Raw genomic sequence first — 671 nt, forward strand, 5'->3', positions numbered from 1 at the left:
ACACCAGCGGATTGTGGTGTCGCCAACATCAACTATGAAAGAAAACCCCTTGCAGTACCGGGTACGCGGAACACCGGTACCAACTACGCAGACTCGCGGTACCAACTACCCCAAATCGACAAGTGCCATCATTAACGCGCACTACCCCGTGGTAGGCAAAGCGCTTCGGCCCACCAAAGACCACCAAATCACCACTACACAGCGTGATATCGTCCCACGGCCGCGTGCGCGCCTCGGTATGCCCCATACGGAAAAGTGCCTCATCCCCAATGGAAAGCGAAATCACCGGCGCAGGTGATTCCTCCGAATCATCCACGTGCATACCCATGGCTGAGCCCGATGGATAGTAATTCACGAGCGCCATCTCCGGCACAAAAGTATCTACCCATGGCGCAAGCTCGGGCGCTACCTCGGCCGCAGCGCGCAGCGCCCCCGGCGCAATCTGCCGCAGACTCTCCGGCACCGGTGGAACCCGCGTGCCGTCCATATTGTCCACATAGCGATAGCTGGGATAATGCCAATACCTGCCCAGATGCAGCTGAAATACACTCGGGCCTGACCCCCGGAAAGTGGACACGTCGGGGGTTAGCTATGCTGCTCTAGTCAGTGTAGCTGAATTCTCGGCTTCAAAGACGTCAGGAGCTGAAAGATTGCACCAGGAGTGCCGTCGG

1 pseudogene is annotated in these 671 nt (G+C 58.0%); it reads right to left on the bottom strand.

Annotated features, from left to right (window positions below):
• Window positions 1–121: 121 nt before the first annotated feature.
• Window positions 122–562: pseudogene (locus tag MHK09_RS11650) on the bottom strand (alpha-ketoglutarate-dependent dioxygenase AlkB); the annotation flags it as partial.
• Window positions 563–671: the final 109 nt, after the last annotated feature.

The sequence above is a fragment of the Corynebacterium tuberculostearicum genome (genome assembly GCF_022347235.1).
GTDB classification, from domain to species: domain Bacteria; phylum Actinomycetota; class Actinomycetes; order Mycobacteriales; family Mycobacteriaceae; genus Corynebacterium; species Corynebacterium tuberculostearicum_F.